This window comes from Lentibacillus halophilus, assembly GCF_055395055.1.
The window spans coordinates 1,185,492-1,204,524 of record NZ_AP043750.1 but is presented as its reverse complement, the minus strand read 5'-3'; the positions used below and the strand labels follow the sequence as shown (position 1 = coordinate 1,204,524).

Annotated in this window: 21 protein-coding genes and 1 other annotated feature; of the genes, 7 read left to right on the top strand and 14 right to left on the bottom strand. The window is 43.9% G+C overall.

Annotated elements, in window-relative coordinates:
• Positions 1 to 127: 127 nt before the first annotated feature.
• The 3 genes from ACZ5Q7_RS05830 (at position 128) to ACZ5Q7_RS05820 (ending at position 2,301) form a co-directional block, all read left to right on the top strand.
• Positions 128 to 337 (top strand): helix-turn-helix domain-containing protein, encoded by a 210-nt coding sequence (locus ACZ5Q7_RS05830; RefSeq protein WP_343750983.1) that lies wholly within the window; start codon positions 128 to 130, stop codon positions 335 to 337.
• 100 nt (positions 338 to 437) lie between these two features.
• Complete coding sequence (locus tag ACZ5Q7_RS05825) at positions 438 to 1,358, top strand: ABC transporter ATP-binding protein (protein ID WP_343750982.1); 921 nt, start codon at positions 438 to 440, stop codon at positions 1,356 to 1,358.
• Positions 1,351 to 2,301: an ABC transporter permease gene (locus ACZ5Q7_RS05820; protein ID WP_343750980.1), complete on the top strand. Its 951-nt coding sequence runs from the start codon at positions 1,351 to 1,353 to the stop codon at positions 2,299 to 2,301. The genes ACZ5Q7_RS05825 and ACZ5Q7_RS05820 overlap by 8 nt, the downstream gene beginning before the upstream one ends.
• An 85-nt stretch (positions 2,302 to 2,386) precedes the next feature.
• Here the strand turns inward: ACZ5Q7_RS05820 and arsC are convergent, their stop codons facing one another.
• The 6 genes from arsC to ACZ5Q7_RS05790 form a co-directional block, all read right to left on the bottom strand.
• Positions 2,387 to 2,812, bottom strand: a complete 426-nt coding sequence (gene arsC / locus ACZ5Q7_RS05815; protein ID WP_343750978.1) for an arsenate reductase (thioredoxin) — start codon at positions 2,810 to 2,812, stop codon at positions 2,387 to 2,389.
• Between the two features lie 43 nt (positions 2,813 to 2,855).
• Complete coding sequence (locus ACZ5Q7_RS05810; RefSeq protein ID WP_343750975.1) at positions 2,856 to 4,154, bottom strand: arsenic transporter; 1,299 nt, start codon at positions 4,152 to 4,154, stop codon at positions 2,856 to 2,858.
• Between the two features lie 44 nt (positions 4,155 to 4,198).
• Positions 4,199 to 4,474 (bottom strand): DUF1232 domain-containing protein, encoded by a 276-nt coding sequence (locus tag ACZ5Q7_RS05805; protein ID WP_343750974.1) that lies wholly within the window; start codon positions 4,472 to 4,474, stop codon positions 4,199 to 4,201.
• A gap of 88 nt (positions 4,475 to 4,562) precedes the next feature.
• Complete coding sequence (gene typA, locus ACZ5Q7_RS05800) at positions 4,563 to 6,392, bottom strand: translational GTPase TypA (RefSeq protein WP_343750973.1); 1,830 nt, start codon at positions 6,390 to 6,392, stop codon at positions 4,563 to 4,565.
• Between the two features lie 59 nt (positions 6,393 to 6,451).
• Complete coding sequence (locus ACZ5Q7_RS05795) at positions 6,452 to 7,771, bottom strand: sensor histidine kinase (RefSeq protein ID WP_343750972.1); 1,320 nt, start codon at positions 7,769 to 7,771, stop codon at positions 6,452 to 6,454.
• Positions 7,768 to 8,457: a response regulator transcription factor gene (locus ACZ5Q7_RS05790; RefSeq protein WP_343750970.1), complete on the bottom strand. Its 690-nt coding sequence runs from the start codon at positions 8,455 to 8,457 to the stop codon at positions 7,768 to 7,770. The genes ACZ5Q7_RS05795 and ACZ5Q7_RS05790 overlap by 4 nt, the downstream gene beginning before the upstream one ends.
• A gap of 166 nt (positions 8,458 to 8,623) precedes the next feature.
• Here ACZ5Q7_RS05790 and ACZ5Q7_RS05785 point away from each other — a divergent pair, with 166 nt between their 5' ends.
• Both ACZ5Q7_RS05785 and ACZ5Q7_RS05780 read left to right on the top strand, forming a co-directional pair.
• Positions 8,624 to 9,946 (top strand): S1C family serine protease, encoded by a 1,323-nt coding sequence (locus tag ACZ5Q7_RS05785; RefSeq protein ID WP_343750969.1) that lies wholly within the window; start codon positions 8,624 to 8,626, stop codon positions 9,944 to 9,946.
• A gap of 263 nt (positions 9,947 to 10,209) precedes the next feature.
• Positions 10,210 to 10,875, top strand: a complete 666-nt coding sequence (locus tag ACZ5Q7_RS05780) for a hypothetical protein (protein WP_343750968.1) — start codon at positions 10,210 to 10,212, stop codon at positions 10,873 to 10,875.
• A gap of 56 nt (positions 10,876 to 10,931) precedes the next feature.
• Here the strand turns inward: ACZ5Q7_RS05780 and ACZ5Q7_RS05775 are convergent, their stop codons facing one another.
• From ACZ5Q7_RS05775 to ACZ5Q7_RS05750, 6 genes are all read right to left on the bottom strand, one after another.
• Complete coding sequence (locus ACZ5Q7_RS05775) at positions 10,932 to 11,141, bottom strand: zinc ribbon domain-containing protein (RefSeq protein WP_343750967.1); 210 nt, start codon at positions 11,139 to 11,141, stop codon at positions 10,932 to 10,934.
• Positions 11,142 to 11,227: 86 nt separating this feature from the next.
• Positions 11,228 to 11,890 (bottom strand): TraR/DksA C4-type zinc finger protein, encoded by a 663-nt coding sequence (locus ACZ5Q7_RS05770; protein ID WP_343750965.1) that lies wholly within the window; start codon positions 11,888 to 11,890, stop codon positions 11,228 to 11,230.
• A gap of 108 nt (positions 11,891 to 11,998) precedes the next feature.
• Entirely contained in the window at positions 11,999 to 12,457 is a 459-nt protein-coding gene (locus ACZ5Q7_RS05765) for a GNAT family N-acetyltransferase (protein WP_343750964.1), read from the bottom strand.
• On the bottom strand, positions 12,442 to 12,765 hold the full coding sequence (locus ACZ5Q7_RS05760; RefSeq protein WP_343750961.1) for a hypothetical protein: 324 nt from the start codon (positions 12,763 to 12,765) through the stop codon (positions 12,442 to 12,444). Before ACZ5Q7_RS05760 ends, ACZ5Q7_RS05765 begins: the two co-directional genes overlap by 16 nt.
• Positions 12,755 to 13,456 carry a class I SAM-dependent methyltransferase gene (locus ACZ5Q7_RS05755; protein ID WP_343750959.1) on the bottom strand — a complete coding sequence of 234 codons (702 nt, stop codon included), beginning with the start codon at positions 13,454 to 13,456 and terminating at the stop codon, positions 12,755 to 12,757. Before ACZ5Q7_RS05755 ends, ACZ5Q7_RS05760 begins: the two co-directional genes overlap by 11 nt.
• Positions 13,457 to 13,591: 135 nt before the next feature.
• The gene (locus tag ACZ5Q7_RS05750; protein ID WP_343750958.1) at positions 13,592 to 13,792 is read right to left on the bottom strand and encodes a cold-shock protein; all 201 of its coding nucleotides are present in this window, start codon (positions 13,790 to 13,792) and stop codon (positions 13,592 to 13,594) included.
• Between the two features lie 311 nt (positions 13,793 to 14,103).
• Here ACZ5Q7_RS05750 and trhO point away from each other — a divergent pair, with 311 nt between their 5' ends.
• Complete coding sequence (gene trhO / locus ACZ5Q7_RS05745) at positions 14,104 to 15,087, top strand: oxygen-dependent tRNA uridine(34) hydroxylase TrhO (RefSeq protein WP_343750957.1); 984 nt, start codon at positions 14,104 to 14,106, stop codon at positions 15,085 to 15,087.
• A gap of 88 nt (positions 15,088 to 15,175) precedes the next feature.
• Positions 15,176 to 15,655, top strand: a complete 480-nt coding sequence (locus tag ACZ5Q7_RS05740; protein ID WP_343751020.1) for a glutathione peroxidase — start codon at positions 15,176 to 15,178, stop codon at positions 15,653 to 15,655.
• Positions 15,656 to 16,070: 415 nt separating this feature from the next.
• On the opposite strand, the gene proS is transcribed toward ACZ5Q7_RS05740, so the two are convergent.
• Positions 16,071 to 17,510 carry a proline--tRNA ligase gene (gene proS, locus ACZ5Q7_RS05735; RefSeq protein ID WP_343750955.1) on the bottom strand — a complete coding sequence of 480 codons (1,440 nt, stop codon included), beginning with the start codon at positions 17,508 to 17,510 and terminating at the stop codon, positions 16,071 to 16,073.
• Between the two features lie 55 nt (positions 17,511 to 17,565).
• Positions 17,566 to 17,789 (bottom strand) — a binding site (T-box leader).
• 401 nt (positions 17,790 to 18,190) lie between these two features.
• The gene (gene thiD / locus ACZ5Q7_RS05730; protein ID WP_343750953.1) at positions 18,191 to 19,024 is read right to left on the bottom strand and encodes a bifunctional hydroxymethylpyrimidine kinase/phosphomethylpyrimidine kinase; all 834 of its coding nucleotides are present in this window, start codon (positions 19,022 to 19,024) and stop codon (positions 18,191 to 18,193) included.
• Positions 19,025 to 19,033 lie beyond the last annotated feature (9 nt).

The following is a 19,033-nucleotide window of genomic DNA, read 5'->3' as shown; positions in this document are numbered from 1 at the left end:
ATCTTTTAACAAAACAATCATTTTAATATCATTTTATCGAAAAACAATAAATTAATATTGAATACAGAAAAATAAGTGTGTTAATATTAATCTGGAAACAATATGAAGACGAAGCAGGGAGTTAAAAATGATACGAATTAAACTTGATGTCATGATGGCTGAGCGTAAAATGTCACTCAATAAACTCTCTGAATTAGTAGATATTACGCCCGCCAATCTATCCATCTTTAAAAATGAAAAAGGCAAGGCTATCCGCTTCACTACCCTTGATGCATTGTGTGAGGCATTAGAGTGCCAGCCCGGGGATTTAATGGAATATATAGTAGAAGAAGATTAAGAATCGGAGTAATGGTTAGAGCGCATTAATTGACTAATAGTGATACGTTTCATTGTTCCACCATATGTATAGACACTTCAGAAAACGGAGGATATTATTCATGTCAGAAACAGCTATGGAACTGATCGATGTCAAGAAAAACATCGGCAACAAAAACATTATCAACGGTCTGTCCTTCTCCATCCATAAAGGAGAAGTGTTCGGATTCATCGGTCCCAATGGCGCCGGTAAAACAACCACCATTCGCATGATGGTCGGTCTGATGAAAATTACAAGTGGCGACGTGCGCATATTGGGACAAAGCGTTAAGTCCGACTTTAAAGACGCCATCAGCGAGGTGGGAGCCATCGTTGAAAACCCAGAAATGTACCCGTTTATGACTGGTTGGCAAAACTTAAAGCATTATGCACGCATGATGCCTGGTGTTACCAAAGAACGTATCTCAGAAATCGTTCAGCTCGTCGGACTGGAAAAACCTATTAATGACAAAGTTGGGAAATATTCTTTAGGCATGCGGCAGCGACTCGGCATTGCACAAGCTTTGCTGCATAAGCCATCCGTACTCATATTGGATGAACCGACCAACGGATTGGATCCTGCCGGCATTCGCGAAATCAGGCAGTACATACGAAAACTGGCTGAACAAGAACATGTTGCTGTTATTATCTCCAGCCATTTATTATCGGAAATTGAACAAATGTGTGACCGGATCGGCTTGATTAAAAATGGCGAAATGATTGCTACACAAGATGTTGGGGCAGCAACGAAACAAACAACGTCATCTGAAGTGATCATTGAAGCGGAACCAGCGAACGACGCTATGGAAATTTTGAAAAATGAGTTCAACCTGAGCGTTTCCTCATCAGGCAATACGTTAACCATCCAAACCCAGCGTGACGCCATTCCGTCTATTGTTCAAACGTTTGTTCAACACGATATACAACTATTTCAAATATCCATGACATCATCAACGCTGGAGGATAAATTCTTTGAACTGATTGGAGAGAATACGATTGAGTAATTTTTTGCAGCTATTGGTCAATGAACAAGTCAAGCTGTACATACGCAAATCAACATGGATTATGTACATACTCCTAGGGGTAATTGTCATTGGGCTCGCCCTTCTTGCAAGCTTTGAAGCGGAACAAACAGAAAAATATCAGAGTGACAATTGGCGACAAACATTGAAGGATGAGAACGCGGAGATCAAAGAACAGATGAAAGAAGACGACATAATGCACGATTTCTCTACCAATCAAATCGAGAAAAATAACTTTTACTTGGACAATGGCATTCAGCCACGCAGTTATGATGCTTGGCAATTTGTATTGGAGCACAAATTTTTGCTATCACTGGTCAGTCTGTTTACCATTATCGTTGCTTCAGGAATTATCGCCAATGAGTTTAAGTGGGGAACGATTAAGCTTCTGCTCATACGGCCGATTACGCGCACAACCATTCTCGCATCAAAATATGTGTCCGTTTTATTATTTGCGTTGTTCACATTGCTGTTTCTGCTCATTTTTTCGTGGCTTGTCGGTGCGCTCCTTTTCGGGGTGAATGGAATGGATCCGCAAATGGTCTTGAATCAGACTGGTGAATTTACCCAAGTCTCCATTATCAATCAAATGGCAGAAGGGTATGGACTCCAGCTGATAACACTCGTCATGATGGCAACATTGGCGTTTATGATATCGGCTATTTTCCGGCAAAGCTCTTTGGCAATCGGGATTGCTATTTTCCTGATGCTTTCCGGCAGCCCTATTGTCAGTTTTCTTTCAGAATATAGCTGGGCAAAATACATCCTATTTGCCAACACGAATATGGATCAGTATATAAACGGATCTCCTTTATTTGAAGGGATGAGTTTAGGATTCTCTATCATCGTTCTGGCTGTTTATTACGTTATTTTCATAGCTGTCACATGGACGTTCTTTACGAAACGGGATGTTGCCGGCCATTAAACACAAACACATTTTTCAAAACCGCGCCGTGTTATACATCAACATAGGCGCGGTTTTTTTGGACGTCCGCCTGCACTTGCCTCGATCAAATGAATTCCGCTTCTTTAAAACGGATAATTTGCTGTTCAATTTCATCCCGCACGCGCTCGAAAACCGCCCATCGCTCTCTGTCCGTCCCTTCCGCTTTTGCCGGATCATCAAAACCCCAATGCGCTTTTCGTACATGTGGTGGAGTCACTGGGCAGTTATCATGCGCATCACCGCACAATGTCACGACCAATTCATCATTGTTAAGTGTTTCCGGATCAATGATGCTTGACTGCTGATCGAAAATATCAACACCCACTTCTTCCATTGCTTTGACCGCGAGCGGATTCAAGCCATGTGCCTCTATCCCTGCACTCTTGACATCCCACTTATCGCCAAGATGTTTTTTGCCGAATCCTTCCGCTATCTGGCTTCGACAGGAATTTCCAGTACACAAAAAGTATAAAATCGGTTTTGTCGTCATGGTTCATGCCCCTTCCTTTATGGAAATGAATAGCCGGACCGTTCTACAGCAGCCATAACGTCAAATACAGCCCGGTCAAGGTTGCGAATAATGTCGGTACTGTAAGAACAATACCAACTTTGAAGTAATAACCCCACGAAATGTTGACACCTTTTGTACGCAAAACATGCAGCCAGAGAAGTGTAGCCAATGATCCAATCGGAGTTATTTTCGGTCCAAGGTCACTGCCGATGACATTGGCATAAATAAGTCCTTCCTTCATTACTCCGGTTGTATTCGAATCAGCAATAGCGAGCGCATCAATCATGACAGTCGGCATATTATTCATGACAGATGACAGGATAGCGGCCAGAAAGCCCATCGTCATCGTTGCAGTAAATAATCCCTGGTCAGCTGCAGAATGAAGAACACCTGCAAGCATGTCTGTCAGCCCAACGTTGCGCAGTCCATAGACAACAACGTACATACCAAGTGAGAAAAACACGATATCCCACGGAGCACCCTTGATGACTTTACCTGTTTCCACAGCACTGCTCCTCCGACCGAGCAATAAAAAGATAATCGCAATAGTTCCCGCAATAAACGAGACCGGCACAGCAATAAACTCACTCATGAAATAGCCGATCACTAATACCGCCAGCACCAGCCACGACAGCCGAAACATATTTCCATCTTTAATCGCATCACGCGGCTCTTTTAATTCCGTAATATTATAGCTCCTGGGGATATCCTTTCTGAAAAAGAGGAAAAGAACCAAAATGCTCGCTGTCAGTGAAAACAAGGTTGGAATGATCATACGAGCTGCATACTCCAAAAAACCAATCCCGAAAAAATCTGCCGATACAATATTAACCAGATTGCTGACAACAAACGGCAACGATGTCGTATCGGCAATAAATCCACTCGCCATAATAAACGGCAAAATAAACGCATCTCGAAAGTTCAAAGCCCGAACCATTGCCAGAACAATCGGTGTTAAAATAAGTGCTGCACCGTCATTGGCAAACAACGCCGCAACGATGGCACCGAGCACAGATATGTACAAAAACATTTTCAATCCATTGCCGTCTGCTAACCGCGCCATATGAAGCGCCGCCCACTCAAAAAACCCAATGTCATCCAGAACGAGCGATATAATGATAATCGCCACAAACGCGAGTGTCGCATTCCAGACGATATCAGCAACAGCCATCACGTCTTCAAACGAAACGACCCCAACAGCCAAGGCAACAAGAGCAGCAAAACAGGCTGTATAACCAATTCCCAGATTTTTAGGCTGCCAAATAATCAGAACAAGTGTCACCAGGAAGATAATAATTGCTGAAACGGTCTGTAAATCCAATATCGTTCCCCCCCCTATGCTGTTTTAACATTCCTTCCATGGCATCAGTCGAAACCATGTTTTTCTTTCAACGAGTCCGGTGCAGCTTGTACCATTCGCTGCAGCAGAAAAACCGCTACGGTTATATCGTCAAAGATTCCCACCATATAGAAAAAATCCGGAATAAAATCGAACGGAAACAGACCATAACCAATTATCAATAATAGATAAAACCATTTCGTTCGTTTTTTTACTTCGTTGGAAAGAAAAAAATCCTTCAAAAACGGAATGGACTTATGAAAACGAAATAAAAACCGGATTCGTTTAGCAAATTTCCGCACGCGTCTACACCTTCTTTTCACCTGGAATAAATTAAAAAACCCGACAAAAGATCACTTGGAACTCTTGCCGGGTATATTCCAGTTCTATTTAACTTGATTTGGATTTTTTCGCAGCCTTTTGACGTTCGTTATTATCCAATGTTTTTTTGCGGAGACGAATAGATTCCGGTGTCACTTCACAATACTCGTCATCATTCAAAAACTCCAGCGCTTCTTCCAGAGTTAGCTTACGCGTTTTCTTTATCGTTGCTGTCTCGTCCTTCGTTGCTGAGCGAACGTTCGTCAAGTGTTTCGCTTTCGTAATATTGACGGTCAAGTCATTCTCCCGGTTGTGCTCGCCAACGATCATACCACTATACACCTCGGTTCCCGGTTCGACAAAAATCACGCCCCGGTCTTCAAGCTGCATAATACCATAGGTTGTTGCTTTGCCATTTTCCATGCTGACAAGCACACCTTCCCGGCGGCCGCCGACCTGACCTTTAGCAATCGGCTCATAACCGTCGAAAGAGTGGTTTAAAATGCCGTAGCCGCGCGTTTGAGACATAAATTCAGTGGCATAACCAATCAACCCACGTGACGGTACCCTGAATTCCAGACGAACCTGGCCGGTACTCTGATGAACCATGTCCAACATTTCACCTTTCCGGGCCCCGAGTGCCTCCATGACCGGACCTGTATAGTCTTGCGGAACATCGGCTTGAACGTGCTCAACCGGCTCGTGTTTCTTCCCATCTATTTCTTTAATGATGACCTGAGGTTTTGACAATTGCAACTCAAAACCTTCGCGGCGCATATTCTCAATCAGAATGGACAGGTGCAATTCACCACGCCCGGATACGGTCCACGCATCAGGCGATTCGGTTCGTTCCACCCGCAGACTGACATCCGTTTCCAATTGTTTCATCAGTCGTTCTTCAATTTGCCGTGACGTAATATACGTGCCTTCTTTTCCGGCGAATGGGCTGTTATTCGTAACAAACGTCATTTGCAGTGTCGGCTCATCAATACGGAGCCATGGCAGACCTTCCGGATGATCCTGCGGGCAAATAGTTTCACCGACGTTAATATCATCCATACCTGAGATAGCAACGATATCCCCAGCAGCTGCCTCCTTAATTTCTATTCGTTTCAGGCCAATAAACCCGAACAATTTACTGATTCGGAATGATTTCTGTGTGCCATCTTTTTTCAAAACAACCACTTGCTGTCCAACACTGATCTTACCGCGGACAACTCGGCCAATGCCGATTCGACCCATATAATCATTGTAATCCAGAAGTGTAACTTGAAACTGTAGTGGTTCTTCTTTAGTATCCGCCGGTGCCGGAATGTGATCAAGAATTTCCGTGAACACAGGATCCATCGTTTCTTCTTGGTTATCCGGCTCATCACCTGACGTTCCGTTGATAGCAGACGCATATTTAACCGGAAATTCCAATTGGTCTTCGTCTGCACCAAGTTCAATAAACAAATCCAGCACTTCATCGATGACCTCATTCGGCCGTGCACTTGGACGATCGATTTTATTCAGTACGACAATAGGCGTCAGTTTCTGGTCGAGTGCTTTTTTCAGGACGAACCGTGTTTGCGGCATGCAGCCTTCATAAGCATCCACGACCAGCATAACACCATCCACCATTTTCATAATGCGCTCCACTTCGCCGCCAAAGTCAGCGTGCCCGGGTGTATCCAAAATGTTAATAGTCGTGTCATTATAGCGCAGAGACGTATTTTTGGCTAAAATGGTGATGCCCCGTTCCCGTTCAATATCGTCCGAGTCCATCGCACGTTCGTCCACTTGTTCATGTTCATGAAACGTCCCAGAATATTTCAGCATCTCGTCAACAAGTGTCGTCTTGCCATGGTCAACGTGAGCGATAATAGCGATATTGCGTATATCTTCTCTTAATTGCATAACGTACGCTCCTCTATATTTAAGGATTACTCAAAACTACATTATTATACCATAACTGTTCATTCAGGTAAAACAATGATAAACTTCGCGCCACCTAAATCTGAATCACGCACCATTATTTTTCCACCGGATTGTTCGATGATCGCCCGAGCAATGGCGAGCCCCAAACCGGTCTCTCCGGTTTTACCTTTTACAAACCTGTGAAATATATGTGGGAGCATGTCTTCTGAAATACCTTCTCCATCGTCCTCAACAACAATAGCCGTATCCGAAACCGTTACGTTCACCTGGGAATAAGCGTGCCGGATGGCATTGAACGTCAGATTGAGAAGTGCTTGCAGAAATTTTTCCGCATCAGCTATAACATACACGTTTTTATCAACCTCATGATGCAGTGTTACACCATTTTCGTTTATAATCGGCAAAGCCCTATCCAATACTTGGTCCAACAGTTCAGAAACACGTATGGATTCAGGATGGTAGGTTGAGCGGTCACTGTCCAATTTCGCCAAAAAAATCATCTCATTAATGATTTTTTTTAGTCGCTCCACTTCCGTTACCATCATTTCCAGTCCTTTTTCCTGATCGGCCTCATCAAATACCTTATCGCGGATTCCTTCTGCATAGCCTTGAATCGTCATAAGCGGTGTCTTCAATTCATGCGATGCATTTTGGAAGAAAGCCTGCTGAGATGCCATGTATCGTTCGAGTTCAGCAGCCATGTCATAGACACTTTGCTCCACCTCTTTAATTTCACCTGTTGCCTTGATCGGTTCTATCTGATCAAATTTGCGTCTTTCAATTTTTTTCAGTTGTTTTTTAAGTTTAGTAAGTGGAGTGACCAATTTTTTCGTTAATAGATAACTGAGCATTACCGCAGCGATCGTACCAATCAGGAATACAATGACGAGCCGTCTGAAAAAATCTTGCTGAATCGCCTGCAAATCATCGAGCGGTGTCAGTAAAATTAATTCCAATCCCGTGGTTTTCGGCTGAAACAAAATTCGTGATGTGACAAATTTACTGTTACCTGCATCCCATAACGTTTCCTGGTTATCCGCAAAGTACTGTTTGGAGGAAAACCCTTGCACATAACGGTCCGGCATAGTGGAAAAAAGTACCCTATTCCGGCTTCGATCATAGAGAAACAGCTGCAGATCCTGTTGCTGCAAAAAGTGACGGACACCCTGATTGCCCCGCTTCGATTGATATTGCTCATTTAATACTTGCACAAGCAATTCACCTTTTTGCTTCAGTTCGGCACGCTCGTCCTCAATGAGCATATTGAGGATCAAGGAATAAATGACAATTCCTGCAACGGTGAGAATAACCAACAATAGCGCTGTAAAGGCCGCATTAAGCTGTGATTGCAGTCTCATTGCCCGTCCTCGTCAACGCGCAGCCGGTAACCATATCCCCACACGGTCTCCAAGGGAATGGCTGTTAACTTTTTACGAATGCGTTTAACCAGATCATCGACAGCCCGATCACTGCCAAAATAATCGTCCCCCCAAACTTTCATTAACAGTTCGTCACGGGAAAAAGCCCTGTTCTGATTTGCCGCCAGGATAAGCATTAAATCAAATTCCTTCGTCGTGACATCCTGTTCCTCACCATACCAGAAAATTCTGCGTTCTTCCTGGTGAATCAACAGACTGCCGGCTTTTAACTTATCACCGGCATCTATATCTTCTCCCGGTTTCGTACGCTTGAACACCCGTTTGACTCGAGCTACTAATTCCCTGGGGCTGAATGGCTTCGTCAAGTAATCATCCCCGCCCAGTTCTAACCCAAGAATTTTGTCAAATTCCTCATCCTTTGCAGAAATGATAATGATCGGAACGTCATCCGTCTCCCGGCGTATACGTTTGCAAAATTCATAGCCGTCCATACCGGGAAGCATAATATCAAGAATCCACATATCTGGCGGCTGTGTCTCCCACCATTCCCATGCTTGTTCAGCAGATTCCATGACCGTTATCGTAAATCCTTCTTTTTTTAAATAAGCGGAAACAATATTTTGGATATTTGGATCGTCTTCCACAACGCCAATATGATTTTTCATAGATCGGACCTCCATCGATTGCGTTCTAACGATTATTTTTACATAATAATGGGTATAACACCAAAAGGCAATTTACACATTTCTGCCAACGATATGCCAAAATTGCACCAAAGACACCCATTATCATAAGAAGTGCTTTAATCTTAACACAAGAGGTGATGAATTCATGGAACGGAATAATAACTCGGATGAATTCAATGAACATAATCAGTCAGAAGGCCAGTCGTCGGATCCGCATGAACAACAAACGGAAAACGGCATTACGCAGTCAGCAAAGCAGAGAGCGTCCCAACAGACGAATAATAAAAGGAAAAATGCGGGTGCCGGGAAATTTATCAGCGCCCTGTTCGGCGGACTTGTTTCCGCTGTGATTGTCGCTCTTCTGTTCTCAACGAATATCATTCCTGCCAATAACGACGGAAATGGGGATGGATCGTCATCCACATCCTCCGCAGCAGTAACGGACGGGGAATCAAAAGCTCCTGAAGTCAAAAAAACGATAGCTTCCAATAATGAAGGAAATCTGGCGGAAAACATGCAGGAGGCCACAAAAGCTGTTGTTGGCGTCGTTCGGAAGCAGCAGCAAAGCATCTGGGCACAAAGTAAAAAATCCGGCGCCGGGTCCGGCATTATTTACAAAAAAGAAGGCGGAGATGCCTACGTTGTAACCAACCATCACGTTGTTGACGGCGCCAATGACGTTGAAATCGTATTGAATGACGATGAACGCATGCAAGCAGAGGTTCTCGGAGCCGATCGCCTGACAGACCTAGCCGTTCTCCGGGTTGACGGTAGCAAAATCGATACGGTTGCAAACCTCGGTTCCTCCAGCGACCTGCAAGTTGGTGATATGGCCATCGCAATCGGCAATCCACTTGGAATGAACTTTGCAAACTCCGTAACGAAAGGCATTGTCAGTGGACTGGAACGTACCATAAGCGTTGACACGAACGGGGACAGACAGCCGGATTGGATGACCGAGGTGATTCAGACCGATGCAGCTATCAACCCCGGTAACAGTGGTGGTGCACTGATTAACAAGGATGGAAAGGTCATCGGGATTAATTCCATGAAAATAGCCCGCCGTGAAGTGGAGGGCATCGGCTTTGCCATTCCAATCGACTCTGCACTACCTGTCATAAAAGAACTTGAAAATAAAGGCCAGGTTGCACGCCCTTATATTGGAATCAGCACAGCATCAGTTGATCAGGTTCCACCGCAATACCGCGACCAGATTCAGATTCCAGACGATGTAGAAGGCGGCATGGTTATCGCAAAGGTTGAATCCGGATCACCAGCAGCGAAAGCGAATCTGCAGCAGTTTGATGTCATTACGAAAATTAACGGCAACAAAGTGACATCACTATTGGATCTGCGCAAATTTATGTATAGCGAAACCAAAATCGGCGAAAAAGTTGAACTGGAAATTTATCGCGATGGCGAACCACAGACGAAATCGCTGAAACTTGTTAAACGGGAAGAATCATAATATGAAGAAGGTTTTCCAGCTGACGGACTTACAGCTATAACGCTGTGAGTCCGTTTTATTTAGCCCCAAGTCAATTCCCCCCTCAATTACCAAAACATGTTACACTATGAATAGAGCATTTAAAGCTGTTATGCGGAAAGGAAGTGAATCACATGTACTGTCCTTCGTGCGGGCAACAATCAGCAGAAGGTAAATTTTGCACCAATTGTGGGTCTCAATTGATTCCAGAGGATTCAGGACAAAACGGTTTGGAGAACAACTCGGTGCCAACCAATTCAGATGCCGATCATTATGAAACTAATGATGATTTCGTTGAAAAACTAAAAGAAATTGGTACGAATGTCGTCCATTTTTGCGGTGCCCTTTTAAAACGTCCAAGTATTGCCAAAAAAGCCAATCACACCGACATTGTCTCTGCAGCCATTGTTATGGCATTGTTCGCGTTAATCATTGCCTTCAGCTATTATTTCGTTATCCAGTACTCCATTTTGGCAAGTTTTTATATGAATGTGTCTATTATAGACAGCCTTGTGTTGCCATTTATCGTCTTTATTCTATTGCAATTAATTATGGCAGGTATAACATTCGCCGGGGCGAAACTTGCTGCTCAAGCAGTGACCTTTGCGGATGTTCTGGCTAAATATGGGGCGTATTTAGTGCCTTTCGCTATTTTGTATGTTGTTGCACTTGTCTTTTCCTTGATTGGCCTTTCTGTTTTAGCCGGACTGTTTATTTTCATCAGTATACTGGGACTACTAATGATGGTTCCAACGTTTATCCTGATGGAACAGACACCGGAAGGAATAGATCGGATCTATATTCTGCTTGGATTATATGCACTCGCCACACTGGTGTTCGGCGTGTTCATCCGAGCATTTGCTCAGTCAATGATTGGAAATATCATGGGATCCATGCTCGGTGGATTTTAACCGAAAAAGGGCTGGGACAAAAAACGTGTAGTTATTCGTTTTGTCCCAGCCCCTTTTCATCCAAAAAAGAAGTCAAAAATATTGCTGGCGGTGGAACTATTCTTATTGTAAAACTCTGTATATCCGCAGTTTTTGCAAGAAACCACTAAAAACTGGTTGTTCTGCACATCAAACATTTTGGAAAGGCCTGTCCCGGACATGGCCACTTCTTTCTGTTCAGCATCCGCACTTCCACATTTTACACAACCTCGATCGTTATCTTCCATATCTATCACCTCTTAGGCATGCTGTACAGATGATAAGGCGTTCACGTTTCATTTTTTTCGATCATTCTTTTACAAAAATAAACGGATTATTCCTCATATTTCCGATGATTCGGTGCCGGGCCGGTAAAATTACCCAGCTGGTCAGCTGCCAAAAAACTTTCTTCATCGGTGACACTACCGACGCGCTCATCACTGTTAGGGTACATACTATCATAATCCTGGTTTCCATAAAAGTCGGAAGCTGTTTCTGATGTACCATATCGACTCACATCCTGCCACGCATCTTCCGCATCATAGGCTGTTTGTTCCTCAGCAGTCACCTCATCCGCATTAATATTGGGACTGAATACGCCTTCTTCCACCGGCCGGTCATTCATGGCAAGATTCTCATTGCTTTTTGCATGCTTCAGGCAGTGATCTGCTGTTGGCATTGCCTCCAACCGTGCAAACGGAATATCTACTCCACATTCCCTGCATATACCATAAGTACCGTCATGAATCGCATGAAGAGCGGCATTAATATCGGCCAGTTCCTTCTCCGCATGTTCATTAAGCGCCACATCTTTTTGCCGTTCAAATAATTCGGTCCCCATATCACCCGGATGATTATCATAATTGGACAATTCGCCCATCGATTCTTTTGTCAGTTCCAGAGAGGTGCCAAAGTGTTCCTGCACCTGGTTAATCAACTCATTTTGCCGTTCCAATAACGCATGTTTGCATTGTGTCAGCTGATCATTTGTCATCATATGTCAGCAACCTCCATTCAATAAATGAATTGCTAACCATACTATGTGTCAATCCTTATGGATGATACACCGTCCATCATTCCAATTCATGGTGACAGGGGCCAGACTTCACAAAAAACTTTCACCACGCACCCAAACCATATCAATATGTGGAATTCCATCCTCAAGATAAGACTCAGAGGTTCTTCTGAATCCAAGTTCTGTATAAAACCGCTCCAGATGTTTTTGACCCTGGATTTTAATACAGGGTTCAGCAAGAACTGTAGTCATATAATCAATCGACTTCCGCATGATCTGCTGGCCATACCCATTGCCGCGATATTTTGGATTGACCACAACCCTACCAATGGACGCTTCCGGAAATTTCGTCTCCGCCGGCAAAATACGAACATTCGCTACAATCTCGTGACCATCCTTTAAAAAGTAATGAAACGATGTTTGGTCGTAATTATCCAACTCCGAATACATACAATTCTGTTCCATTACAAATATATCCATTCTCAGTTTCAAAATCGCATATAATTCGTCATTTGATAGTTCGTTAAACGTTTTTACGTACCATTCCATCTCCCTTCCCCCCTCTTAAACCGGTCGATTTGTTCCTGCACAGCAAATGCGAGATCATCGTTGCCAAATGCCTGCAAAGCCTGGATAACAGTCTGATCAGGTATGTCCTCCGATTCTTGTTTGGAAACCGTTTGTTCCAACACGTCCTCCAATAACTCATTATGTATCTGATCAGGGTATGCACGTTTGTAAATAGCGTTCGGATCCAAATCGTGATTAATACACCACTGAGCATAAACGAGAATCATCATTTTTTCATCTTGCTGGTAACGTTCAATAATCTGCTTGTCTTTGTCGTTATCCGTCATGGCTATCCCCTGCCTTTCTTAACATAAACACCCACATAAACGTTAACGCCTGTTTAAGGTCATCCGGAAGCCCTTGATAATGGGACTCGGAAACCCCTTCTTTGTAGACACCAAATCCGCCGTCACACATGAACCCATATTCAGAAGCAAGCTGACGAAACTCCCATGGCATCATTGTGTTACAAATCGTTGGTTGTCCCTGAAGACGGGCATAGCTGTTTTGTCGGGGCCCTGCCGTCGGTCCGAGAATGCCGGCAAACAACAGACCATCTTTTTTTAGAACACGGGAAAACTCTTGAAGCGCTTGTGAAGGCGTTTCAGTCCATTCCAGCACATTTATGGCCATCAACCCATCGGTACTTTTGGATGCAGCCGGTAAATCACAAGCATCCCCCTGCAAAAATTCGATCCCTGTATGCTGCAGTCCTGCACGGGCCTGGCGAATCATCACCGTTGATAAGTCGACGCCAGTTACATCGTATCCGTTTTGATGCAATTTATATGCACCGTATCCGTCCGCACAACCGACATCCAAAATATTGCTGCCCTGTTTCAAATGATTTCTGATAAATGGAATAATGGATTGTCGACTTCCGCTATCCCACATTTTTTTACTTCGTTCATGCCAGAAGTCAGCCCGATCATCCCATTCATCTTTCGCTTTCCGATGCCAGCAAAACGACTGATTCATGACGTCCCCTCCATTTTATATTCTTTCTGACTGTTACACATAAAAAAAGCTTATCCCAGCTGTGAGATAAGCTTTTTTTGAGGAAACCATTTATGGCTTCGCGTCCATTAGGATGTTACCTCCGGACGCATTTCATTATTGACGATTGACGTTAGATGCTTGAGGACCGCGATCTCCTTGAACGATTTCGAATTCAACGTTTTCGCCGTCTTCAAGTGTTTTGAAGCCTTCCTGATTGATAGCAGAGAAGTGTACGAAAACATCGTCACCTTCTTCGCGCTCGATAAAACCGAAACCTTTTTCAGCATTAAACCATTTTACTGTACCGTTTAACATAATAAACGACCTCCTTATACGTGTTGTGCAAAGTAATTGAATCTTAAATACCTTTACACCACTTATTCAAGAGATCGTAAAGTATTACTAATTTCAATTTCATTTGCTGATTACCAGTATACGTCATTATACAAACATTTGCAACGTCTGATTTGCTATTTTCGAAAAATATTTTATCATGCCTGCATTTTCGTAAGCGATTCGATTTGAGTCATATGGCTGACATTGGTATAATAACCTACGCAAGATTTAAAATCAAATATCGACCCCGCATTTGTATCTTGCAAATATAAATGACAGGTGGTAATACAATGGAACAGAACAACAACTATCACGTCTTGCTGTACTATAAATTCGTCCCGATTGATGATCCAGTCACATTTTCAGAAGAGCACTTGGCTTTTTGTCAGGATCTTGGTCTGAAGGGCCGTATTATGGTGGCGAACGAAGGGCTGAACGGTACGGTATCCGGAACGGTTGAACAGACGGAGGCATATATGGCAGCGATGCACAACGATTCACGGTTTGCCGACATGACATTCAAAGTTGACAAACATGATGGGCATGCCTTTAAGAAAATGCATGTGCGTCACCGTCCAGAAATCGTCAGCCTGAAAATGAATGAGGACGAGGCTGTTAGTCCGTTGGAAAAAACGGCTACGTTCCTTTCACCGAAGGAATTTTATGACGCCATGCAGGATGAAGAAACGGTTATCTTGGATGCACGCAATGATTATGAATATGACCTCGGACATTTCCGTGGTGCCATCCGTCCCGATATCGAAACGTTCCGTGATCTTCCGGACTGGATTCGCGAAAACAAGGATCAACTTAAAGACAAGAAAGTGCTCACTTATTGCACCGGCGGTATCCGTTGTGAAAAATTCACCGGTTGGCTCATGAATGAAGGCATTGAAGATGTCAATCAGCTGGACGGCGGCATTGTCAGCTATGGCAAAGACCCGGATGTCCAGGGCGAACTTTGGGATGGCCGATGCTATGTCTTTGATAAGCGAATATCAGTTCCCATCAATCAGAACGAACACGTGATTGTCGGCAAAGATTACTTTGACGGACACCCGTGTGAACGTTATGTCAATTGTGCCAATCCCGATTGCAATAAACAGATCATTTGTTCCGAGGAAAATGAACATAAATATATGCGCGGTTGTACGCATGAATGCCGAGTGAGCCGGGATAACTTGTATGTCAGAGAGCACAGTTTATCCCAGGAAGAATTCAATCAAAAACTTGCGAACATTGAGGAAGAGAATCAGTCCAAACAAGATGCATAATGGTGGGCCGGCGCACACAGCTGGCCCTTTTTTTATGTACGGATCAGATTTCATTTGGTATCCTCTTTGACAAAGGAGATGATTCACTATTACCGTTTACGATTTTCATGCGAAAACAATTGACGGAAAGAAACAATCATTAGCCGACTATAACGACCATGTCCTTCTCATTGTCAATACGGCCAGCGAATGCGGTTTCACCCCACAACTGGAGGGCCTGCAAAAACTGTACGACGATTACAAGGAGCAAGGTTTTACGGTGCTTGGCTTTCCGTGCAATCAATTCAATCAGCAAGACCCTGGATCAGATGACGACATTTCTGCTTTCTGCCAGCGGAATTACGGTGTGACGTTCCCCTTGTTCAGCAAAATAGATGTAAAAGGAGCCAATGCCCACCCACTGTTTGTTCACCTGACCGAGCAAGCCCAAGGTATGATAACCAATCGCATCAAATGGAATTTCACGAAGTTCCTGATCGACCGGAATGGTCATGTTGTGAAACGATTCGCACCACAAACAAAACCGGAACAATTGAAACCGGATATTGAAAAGCTTCTTCATGGATGAAGATCAACCGGAATTGGGATTTATCAACCGGAATTGGGATTTATCAACCGGAATTGAGATTTATCAACCGGAATTGGGATTTATCAACCGGAATTGAGATTTATCAACCGGAATTGGGATTTATCAACCGGAATTGAGATTTATCAACCGGAATTGGGATTTATCAACCGGAATTGAGATTTATCAACCGGAATTGGGATTTATCAACCGGAATTGAGATTTATCAACCGGAATTGGGATTTATCAACCGGAATTGAGATTTATCAACCGGAATTGGGATTTATCAACCGGAATTGAGATTTATCAACCGGAATTGGGATTTATCAACCGGAAAGCCAGGCTAAAATCGCCTGGCTTTCCGGTTTTCTAATGAAAAAATCGGGCGGCAGTACTGGCAGCACCCAATTTTTTCATTTTAATAAGCTCTTGCCCAGTAGACCATTTCTTTCGCTTCTCTGCCACAGTATACACAAGAGTTGGAAACGGCCTCCTGTTCAAATGGAATGCACCGTGATGTAGCGGATGTTTCATCTTTAATGTTTTCCTCACATGCTTCATCACCGCACCACATTGCTTTAATGAACCCTGGATTCTCTTCAAGTGCCTGCTTAAATTCATCCATGTCTTTAGCAGTGGTGGTTGTTTCCTGCAAATGTGTTAATGCCTGGCTGTATAGGTTTTGTTGTACTTCCTCCAAAAGAGCCGGCAACCGTTCTTCCAATTCGCTTAACGGGACAAACTCTTTGTCACCGGAATCCCGCCGGACAAGAACGACCTGTTCATTCTCGATATCTTTCGGCCCAACTTCAATCCGGACAGGAATGCCTTTCATTTCATACTCATTAAATTTCCAGCCCGGTTTTTTGTCACTGCCATCAATATCGACACGAACCAGTTGCTGAAGCTGATCGCGCAAGTCATACGCCTTGTCCAGCACCCCTTCCTTATGCTGAGCGACCGGTACAACCATCGCCTGTGTCGGAGCAATTCTCGGCGGTACCACCAGCCCACGGTTATCACCATGAACCATAATCAATGCACCCATAATCCGAGTGGACATGCCCCAAGACGTCTGATGAACCGGCTTCTCTTCACCGTCTTCATCCAAGTAGCGAATGTTGAAAGCTTCAGCAAATCCGGTTCCAAAATAGTGTGATGTGCCGGACTGCAATGCCTTGCCGTCATGCATCAAACTTTCGATCGTTAACGTATACTCGGCACCGGCGAATTTTTCTTTTTCCGTCTTCTTTCCGCGCAGGACAGGAAAAGCGAGATAATGTTCACAAAGCTCCGCGTAAATATCCAGCATTTGCGCCGTCTCTTGTTCTGCGTCTTTCTGGGTCGCATGGGACGTGTGCCCTTCCTGCCAAAGAAATTCCAGCGAACGTAAGAATGGCCGTGTCGTTTTTTCCCAGCGAACAACATTGCTCCATTGATTATAGAGTTTCGGCAAATCACGATAAGAATGAATATTTTTGGCATAATATTCACCGAAAAGCACCTCGGATGTCGGACGGACACAAATTCTTTCTTCCAGTTCTTCATCTCCGCCTTGTGTTACCCAGGCCACTTCCGGTGCAAAACCTTCAATATGATCCTTTTCCTTTTGCAGAAGGCTCTCCGGAATAAATAACGGAAAATAGACATTCGAATGGCCCGTCTCTTTGAAGCGACGGTCCAATTGATCACGAATATTTTCCCAGATGGCGAACCCATATGGCTTAATGATCATCGTGCCGCGAACGGTACCGTAATCAACCAATTCCGCCTGTTTCACAACATCGGTATACCAACGCGGAAAGTCATCTTCCATAGCCGTAATATTTTCAACAAATTGTTTATTGTTTTGACCCAAAGAAAACACCCCTTACTTCCTATCCATTTTTGGAAAAACAAAAACCCTCCGTCCTGAAAGGGACCGAGGTCTGGTGGTACCACCCTTGTTTACAGCAGTATGACCGATATGCTGCACACTTTTATCATAACGGTTTAACACCGCGCCGTCTTACAGCAACAAGCCTTTCGAACGGCGAACTCAGGAGGCAGGTTCCAATGACGCCTTTGGAAATTCTCACCGACCATTTCCTCTCTGGGAAAGACGATAAATTGTACTGATCCTCATCAACGTTTCCTATATTATGTTCCAATATATACGGAGACTGCTGCAAAGTCAAGGATTAATCGAAGCCAATGGGGAAAATCTACTAATTAATTGAATTATCAACCGGATTGGGAATTTATCAACCGGATTTGAAATTTATCAACCGGATTTGAAATTTATCAACCGGATTTGAAATTTATCAACCGGATTTGAAATTTATCAACCGGATTTGAAATTTATCAACCGGATTTGAAATTTATCAACCGGATTTGAAATTTATCAACCGGATTTGAAATTTATCAACCGGATTTGAAATTTATCAACCGGATTTGAAATTTATCAACCGGATTTGAAATTTATCAACCGGATTTGAAATTTATCAACCGGAAAGGCCAGGCTAAAGTCGCCTGGCCTTTCCTCTATCAGTGCTCAGCTTAGACCAGTTGTTCCACTTTAATCGTATGTGCTTCTCCTTGCACACGTTCTGCGGCATGATACGTCGGACCCACCATATCATTATAGGAAAATCCATACTCGATCGCTGTTGTAACAAAACTTTTTGCCAAACGAACGGCTTCGGGAACCAAATATCCTTTTGACAAATAGGCGGTGATCGCCGCTGAATACGTACAGCCTGCTCCGCTCGTATTTACCGTATCAATCCTAGGCGCCTCGAAAGTGATCAACGTCTCGCCGTCATATAATACGTCAATCGCTTCCCCTTTCAGGCGGCCACCTTTAACGAGGACGTACGTTGGTCCCAGTTCATGCAAATCAATAGCAGCCTGTTTCATGTCGTCCAATGTATGCATCGCCCTGCCATTCAGCAGATAAGAGGCTTCCGGAACATTCGGTGTAATGATCTGCGCCATAGGCAAGAGCCTGTCCCGCAACATACCAATGGCATTATCAGCCAACAACTTCGAATCAAGTTTTCCGACCATGACCGGATCAACCACAATCGTACGGACATCCGATGTGGCAATCAGATTTGACGCTTTTTCGATAATGTCTTCAGAGAATAACATGCCTGTTTTAAGCGCATCTACCCCTACTTGTTTGATAGCCGTTGCAAACTGTGCTTCAATCGCTTCAATCGTCTGCAAATGAACGTTTTTATCCGTCTCCGGATGATGAGCAACAAGCGCTGTCACGACACTCATTCCGTAAGCATCCAATTCTTGAAATGTCTTCAAGTCGGCTTGAATGCCGGCACTGCCTCCAGCCGCAGATCCGGCAAAGGTCATAACTCGTGATGGTATACGCAATATAAACAC